Origin of the sequence: Arthrobacter sp. M4 (assembly GCF_020251205.1) — a bacterium.
GTDB lineage: Bacteria > Actinomycetota > Actinomycetes > Actinomycetales > Micrococcaceae > Arthrobacter.
Genome location: NZ_JAIWYX010000003.1, coordinates 419,303 through 425,604 on the forward strand (window position 1 = coordinate 419,303; position 6,302 = coordinate 425,604).

The following is a 6,302-nucleotide window of genomic DNA, read 5'->3' on the forward strand; positions in this document are numbered from 1 at the left end:
GCATTCGGGGCTTACGGCAGGACCTTGCGCCGGGGGACCTAGGCTTGCGGCAGCCGGGCGTCGTCCAGCAGTTCCTGGGCGTGTGCCCGCGCGGATTCCGAGTCCTCCTGCCCGGCCAGCATGCGCGCCAACTCCTTGACCCGCTCTTCGGCGTCCAGGAGTTGCACGTCACTGGACGTGAAACCGCTGGCTGTATCGCCCTTGGCACCCCGAACGGACGTCTTGATGACGCGGATGTGCTGGTCCGCAAATGCCGCCACCTGCGGCAGGTGCGTAACCACCAGAACCTGGACGTGGCGGGCCAGCATGGCTAGCCGTCGGCCGATTTCGACGGCGGCACGGCCGCCGACGCCCGCGTCGACCTCGTCGAACACAAAGGTTGGGACGGGATCGACGGCGGCAAGGACCACCTCTATGGCCAACATCACGCGGGACAGTTCACCGCCCGACGCTCCCTTGCCGAGCGGACGGGCGGGGGCGCCTGCGTGCGGCTGAAGCAGGAAGGCGATCTCGTCACAGCCGTGTGGACCCAGCTCCTCACTGCTATCCACGGTGATGACCAGGTTGGCGTCCGCCATGGCCAGGGCGCTGAGTTCGGTGCTTACTCTGGCCGAGAGCTCCGCGGCCGCCTTGGTGCGGGCTTCGTTGATCGCTCCGGCCATGCCCCGCAGGCGGGATTCTGCTTCGGCGACTTCGGCTTCGAGTGCCTCGATCCGGCTGGAGTCGTCCTGCAGTTCATCCAGCCGTGCGCGGGAAATCTCAGCCCATTGGAGCACCTCGTCGATGCTCGGGGCGAACTTACGAATCAGCTTGGCGAGGGAGGCACGGCGTTCCTCGACCTCCGCCAGCCGTTCCGGTCCCTCACTGTCCAGGGAAGCCTGGTAGCTGGACAGTTCCGCGGCGATGTCGTTCAGGACAAAGCCCACTTCGGCAAGCCGCTCTGCAGCTGCCCTGAGGGCCTCGTCATGCTCAGCGACGTGCTCCAGCGTCCGCTTGGCACTGTCAACCAGCGTTGTGGCATCGCCCGATTCACCGAACTCCTCAGCGATAAGCGCCTCGTGGGCAGCTGCCGCCGCGACACGCAACTCTTCGACATTGGCCAGCTTGGTGGCCTCCGCCTTGAGCGCCTCGTCTTCGCCGGGCTGTGGATCGATATCGTCGATTTCCTTGAGCGCTGCCTCAAGCGATTCCGCCTCACGCAGGCGCTCCCGCGATTCACTTGTTAGCGTGGATAGTTCCGATTGAGCGGACTTCCAGTTGCCGTAGAGCTTTTCATAGTCCGCCAAGGCTGTTGCGAGTCCCGGACCGCCGAAACGGTCAAGGGCTTGCCTCTGCGCGGCGGCACCCTTGAGCCGAATCTGGTCGGATTGACCGTGGACCACCACAAGGCTTCCACCAAGGTCGGAAAGCACACCCACCGGCGCGGAACGGCCACCCACGTACGCCCGGCTCCGGCCGTCCGATCCCAAGCGTCGTGCCAGCAGTAGCTCCGCGACGCCGTCGAATTCTTCCGCCTCGCCACCCGCCTCGCGGGCGCGGTTGACGGCGTAGTGGCCCGGGTCGAGCTTCAGAAGAGCCTCCGCTGAGGCGGACTTCGCCCCGGTCCGAACGGCGCCGGCGTCGGATCGGTTGCCGAGGAGAAGCCCGACGGCGGTGACCACCATGGTCTTGCCTGCGCCGGTTTCACCCGTGACAACGCTCAGCCCAGGGCCCAAAGGGAGCGTGGCATCCGTGATGACGCCAAGGTCGCGGATGCGGAGTTCTTCAAGCATTGATCACTTCCCTGTGGAGTCGCTGGTCTCTCCGGCAGCGGCGCTGCTGTCGGCGGATAGGGGTGGCATGTGGCGGGGGGTTCGCACCAAAGGGATGGGTCCCGTGTGGACTTCCCCAGCCCGGGGAACCGGGCCGCGCCAACCATGGATTGGCAGTTCGAACTTGCGGACCAGACGCGCGGAGAACGGCGTCAGGTGAGTCCGTGCCAGCCGTACTGGCCTGTCTGAACGGGTGATCTCGATTCGGGCCCCCGGCGGAAGGTCGACGGACCGCCGGCCATCGCACCAGATAACGCCCTGGGCATCCGTGCGGTTCAGGACCTCAACGGCCAGCTTTGACCGGGGCGATACAACCAGGGGTTTGGCGAAAAGCGCATGTGCCGCGATGGGTGCGATGACCAGGGCTTCCACCTCCGGCCACACAATGGGGCCGCCCGAGGAGAACGCATAGGCAGTGGATCCCGTGGGGGTGGCCACCACAATGCCATCGCAGCCAAAGGTTGTCAGCGGACGTTCGTCCACCTCGGTGACGACCTCCAGCATCCGCTCCCGGTTGGCCTTCTCAATCGCGGCCTCGTTGAGAGCCCAGGTATGCCAGATCTTTTGGCCTTTCACCCACACCTGGACGTCGATGGTCATCCGTTCCTCAACCGTGTATTCACGGCTGGCAATCCATTCAACGGTCTGGGCCAGGTCTGCCCGTTCGCTTTCGGCCAGGAAGCCGATGTGCCCAAGATTGACTCCGAGGAGCGGCACATCCACACTTCGGACGAGCTCTGCGGCCCGGAGTATGGTGCCGTCTCCGCCGAGCACCATACCCAGCTCAACGTCTTCCAGCCTGACGTCTTCGTGAAGGATCTCGATGGATGAGTTCAAATGGCCAAATTGCTCCAAGTCGTTGAACTCGGATTTCTGAAGTACGGGGACCAGGCCGGAAGCATGCAGTTGACCGCACGCCTCGCGGGCTGCGCGGATCGACTCCTCCCTGCCTGTGTGTGCAAGGACCAGTACGCGCCTGCTCATGGATATCCGCTTTCTAATGGTTCGGCCAGAGGTGTTCCGTCAATGCAGCAACGTCGGCGTCCCGCTCTTCGATCTTAGGCAACGGAGCCCCAATCCGGCGCCTTATCCACAAGAAGTACTCGACGTTACCGTCCTGGCCCGGCAGGGGGCTGGCGGCCAGGCCCATAAGCTGCAGTCCGGCGTCGACGGCGGCAGATGCCACCCGCGCGACGGCGCGGCGCCGTTCGTCCTCGGAAGTGACGACGCCGGTCTTGCTCAGCCTCTCCCGCCCTACCTCGAACTGCGGCTTGACCATCAGAACCAGGTCGCCGCCGTCGTCGGTGCAGTCTGCCAGCGGGCCAATCACGAGCGTCAGCGAAATAAAAGAGAGGTCGGCCACCGTCACCGCCGCCGTACCGCCGATATCCCCCGGAGTCATGTACCGGACGTTGAGTCCCTCGTGCACTTCAACCTGCGGGTGGTTGCGAAGTGAATCGACCAGCTGGCCGTGCCCGACGTCGACGGCCACCACCTGATGGGCTCCGCGTCGCAATAGGACGTCGGTGAAGCCGCCTGTTGAAGCACCGGCGTCGAGGCAGCGCTTGCCTCGAACGTCCACGTCGGGGAAGGCATCCAAAGCTCCGGCCAGCTTATGCCCTGCCCTGCTGACATAGCGGTCCTCGGCGTGGGCAGCAACATCAAGTGAGGCGTCGTGAGCAACCTGTTGGGATGCCTTCGCCAGAACAAGCCCATCAAGGCTTACTTTGCCATCAGCTATCAGTTTGGCTGCATGGGTTCGCGACCTGGCCAGCCCGCGGCTGACGAGGACCTGGTCCAAACGGGGCATGCTCAGGAGCCGACCCTTCCTGGACCCTCCAGGCCGCTGTCGTCGCCCGACGCCGCGGCTTGTGGAAGCCCGGCGGGCGCCGCCGCAGGATCCGCGTCCAGCGCCGCCATGAGCCCATCGTGCATGGCCTCATACAGTTCCCCGTGGTTGGCCACGCCCACTCCCGGGATGTCGTGGAGTTTGGACATCACCGAGTCCACCATTGCATCTCCCGTCGGCTGGGCAGGCGCAGGCCACTCGGAGCTTGCCGTACTCTCGGAGCCGTGGTCCGCGTCGATGCGATCGGTCATGGCCACCAGTTTAGTGATCCAGCCATTCAACACCGGGACGCGTGGCGGATTCCGCCTCTGGTACAGCGTCCCACCAGGCGGCGCAGGCCGCACGCCAGGAATCGATGTCCTCCGGTGAGCCGGCAATTCGCACAGTGCCGTCAACTACGGTGGCGGACGCCGAACCGCAAGTGAAGGTGCCCTCCATGGCCTCGATGGCCGGATACGGTTCATAGAGCCCACCGAGATCCTGAATGACATAGCCGGGGCGTTCGTCCGTGCGCGCCGCCAAAATGGTCCGCGGGGTGTCGACGCCGGTAAGTACCGCCGCCGTCGCAAATCCCGCCCGGTTGCCGCCCAGGATGTCGGTGTCCAACCGGTCACCGACCACCAGGGGCGCCTCAGCGCCCAGGCGCTTGGCGGCGGCCAGGAACAACGGCGCTTCCGGCTTCCCTGCCACCAATGGTGTCTTTCGCGTGGCAGCGGCGACGGCCGCCACCAGTGTCCCGTTCCCTGGTGCGATTCCCCGGGCCTGGGGAATCGACATGTCCGTATTCGTAGCCACCCAGAGTGCGCCCGCGGCGACGACGTAGGAAGCCTCAGCCAGGTCCTTCCAGCCGATCTCCGGGTTGAAGCCCTGGACAACGGCTACAGGTTCCTCCTGCGCGCTGTGGACCGGGGTGAGCCCCACAAGTTCTATTTCGTGCGCCAGGGCCGCGCTGCCAGTGATCATAACGCGGGATCCGGACGGCAGCATCGAAGACAGTAGATCCGCCGCGGCCTGCGAAGAGCTCACCACCTGATGGTCCTCCGCTGGGGCACCGAGCTCGCGCAAGTGGGCGGCCACCTGCGCAGGCGTTCTGGAAGCGTTGTTGGTTACGTAGCCAAGTCCGACTCCCACCTCGGCCAGCCGCTGCAAGGAATCCACCGCACCGGGGATGGCGTGGGGACCGGCATAAACAACCCCGTCCAAATCGGACAGGACAGCATCGAAATCGGCAATCAGGGCGTCGTCAGTCATTCAGCGTTCCTGGAGTCGGAGTTGCCAGCTGAGCCCGTGTTTTCTGCGGAATCTTCGTAGGAGTCCTCGTGTTCAAGAACGTCAAGCTCGATGGAGTCCTCATCCGATTCGGCGTCATCGGATTCGAAGTAGTCCGGCTCCGCGTCGTCCAACTCCAGCTCAGCGTCTTCAATTTCCTCGGGAAGAGTCTCCTGGGCCGCAAAATCCGCGGCTGGTTGCGCTGTCTGGTCCGCAGCAGTCTCGAAGTCAGCCTCTTCAGCTTGCGCCTGGCCCTCGGGCTGTTCCGCGTCGGCTTCTGCGGATTCAGGCTGTCCGGCCTCGGGGGTCTTCGCCTGGCGCGCTTTGCGAGCTTCTTCCTCGCGGGCTTCTTCTTCCTCGTCCCAGCCCAGGTCGATGATCTCGGGTTCCTCGAGCTCGCCCATGCCCAAAGCATCCTCCGCCACGCCCGCCTGCTGACGCCACGTGGCTGCCTCTTCATTGCGCCCGACACCACTCAGAGCGTCGGCATAAGCGCGGAACAGCCTGGGGCTGTAGGAGAAGGCCCGGTGCATGTCCAGCTGGGGGATTTCAAGTTCTGCCACGGCAGCCTCAGGCTGGCCGAGGTCGGTCCGTGCACCGGAAGCAACGATGGCGAGCTCCACTTTGCCCGGGGCGTCAAGGTCCTGGGCTTCAGGAGACCGTACTACATCCAAGGCCCGGTCAGGCCGGCCGAGTCCCCGCTCGCAGTCCGCCATGAGGGGAAGGTGAACGTTGGAGCCGCTGATCCGCCGAAAAGTACGGAACTCGCGGAGAGCCTCGCCGTAGTGCCCTGCCGAGTACGCCGTGAGACCCACAGCCTCGCGGACAGCAGCCAGGCGGCCGCCACGGCGGCTGGCTGCCAGGGCGTGCTGGAACGCCAGCTCAGGCTCATCATCAAGGAGGCGACCAGCCATCACGAGGTGGCGGGCTACCCACTCGGCGTTCCTTGCTTCAAGGGTCCTGACCTGCAGCATGGTGGGCCGGTCCAATTCCTGGCCGGTCACGTCAGAGTCGATCAGCGGCGAACGCTCACGATCGGCGCGGTTCGAGCTACGCAGGTCCCCGGCATTTGGTGCGGGACGGCCTTGAGGCTCGTCAACGAATTCCGGTTCTACATGGCCAGATTCAGCCGGCTCAAACTTCTTGGGCCCGCGCTGGGGGCGGTCGCCGAAAGGCCTGCGGTCCCGGTCACCGAATCCCCGACGGTCACGGTCACCAAAGCCCTCACCATCACGGCGCGGACGATCCCCAAAAGGCTTCCGGTCACGATCACCAAAACCCCGACGGTCACGGTCACCAAAGCCCTCACCATCACGACGCGGACGATCCCCAAAAGGCTTCCGATCCCGATCACCAAAACCCCGACGCTCACG

General features: G+C 65.0%; 7 protein-coding genes. 1 reads left to right on the forward strand and 6 read right to left on the reverse strand.

Translation table 11 applies throughout. The annotated features are described in order from the left end of the window. Positions 1 to 38: 38 nt before the first annotated feature. The 6 genes from recN to LD110_RS08405 are packed head-to-tail and all read right to left on the reverse strand — an operon-like array spanning position 39 to position 5,933. Positions 39 to 1,772: a DNA repair protein RecN gene (gene recN / locus LD110_RS08380; protein WP_225498082.1), complete on the reverse strand. Its 1,734-nt coding sequence runs from the start codon at positions 1,770 to 1,772 to the stop codon at positions 39 to 41. A gap of 3 nt (positions 1,773 to 1,775) precedes the next feature. Further along, the gene (locus LD110_RS08385) at positions 1,776 to 2,795 is read right to left on the reverse strand and encodes an NAD kinase (RefSeq protein ID WP_225498086.1); all 1,020 of its coding nucleotides are present in this window, start codon (positions 2,793 to 2,795) and stop codon (positions 1,776 to 1,778) included. Between the two features lie 13 nt (positions 2,796 to 2,808). After that, positions 2,809 to 3,621: a TlyA family RNA methyltransferase gene (locus tag LD110_RS08390; protein WP_225498088.1), complete on the reverse strand. Its 813-nt coding sequence runs from the start codon at positions 3,619 to 3,621 to the stop codon at positions 2,809 to 2,811. Between the two features lie 2 nt (positions 3,622 to 3,623). Continuing rightward, complete coding sequence (locus tag LD110_RS08395; protein WP_225498090.1) at positions 3,624 to 3,911, reverse strand: hypothetical protein; 288 nt, start codon at positions 3,909 to 3,911, stop codon at positions 3,624 to 3,626. A gap of 10 nt (positions 3,912 to 3,921) precedes the next feature. After that, positions 3,922 to 4,911, reverse strand: coding sequence for an HAD-IIA family hydrolase (locus LD110_RS08400; protein WP_225498092.1), 990 nt, complete (start codon positions 4,909 to 4,911; stop codon positions 3,922 to 3,924). Then, complete coding sequence (locus LD110_RS08405) at positions 4,908 to 5,933, reverse strand: hypothetical protein (protein WP_225498093.1); 1,026 nt, start codon at positions 5,931 to 5,933, stop codon at positions 4,908 to 4,910. Before LD110_RS08405 ends, LD110_RS08400 begins: the two co-directional genes overlap by 4 nt. A gap of 81 nt (positions 5,934 to 6,014) precedes the next feature. Between LD110_RS08405 and LD110_RS08410 the strand changes: the two genes are divergently transcribed. Beyond that, the coding region (locus tag LD110_RS08410; protein WP_225498095.1) for a hypothetical protein at positions 6,015 to 6,302 on the forward strand (288 nt) is incomplete at its 3' end.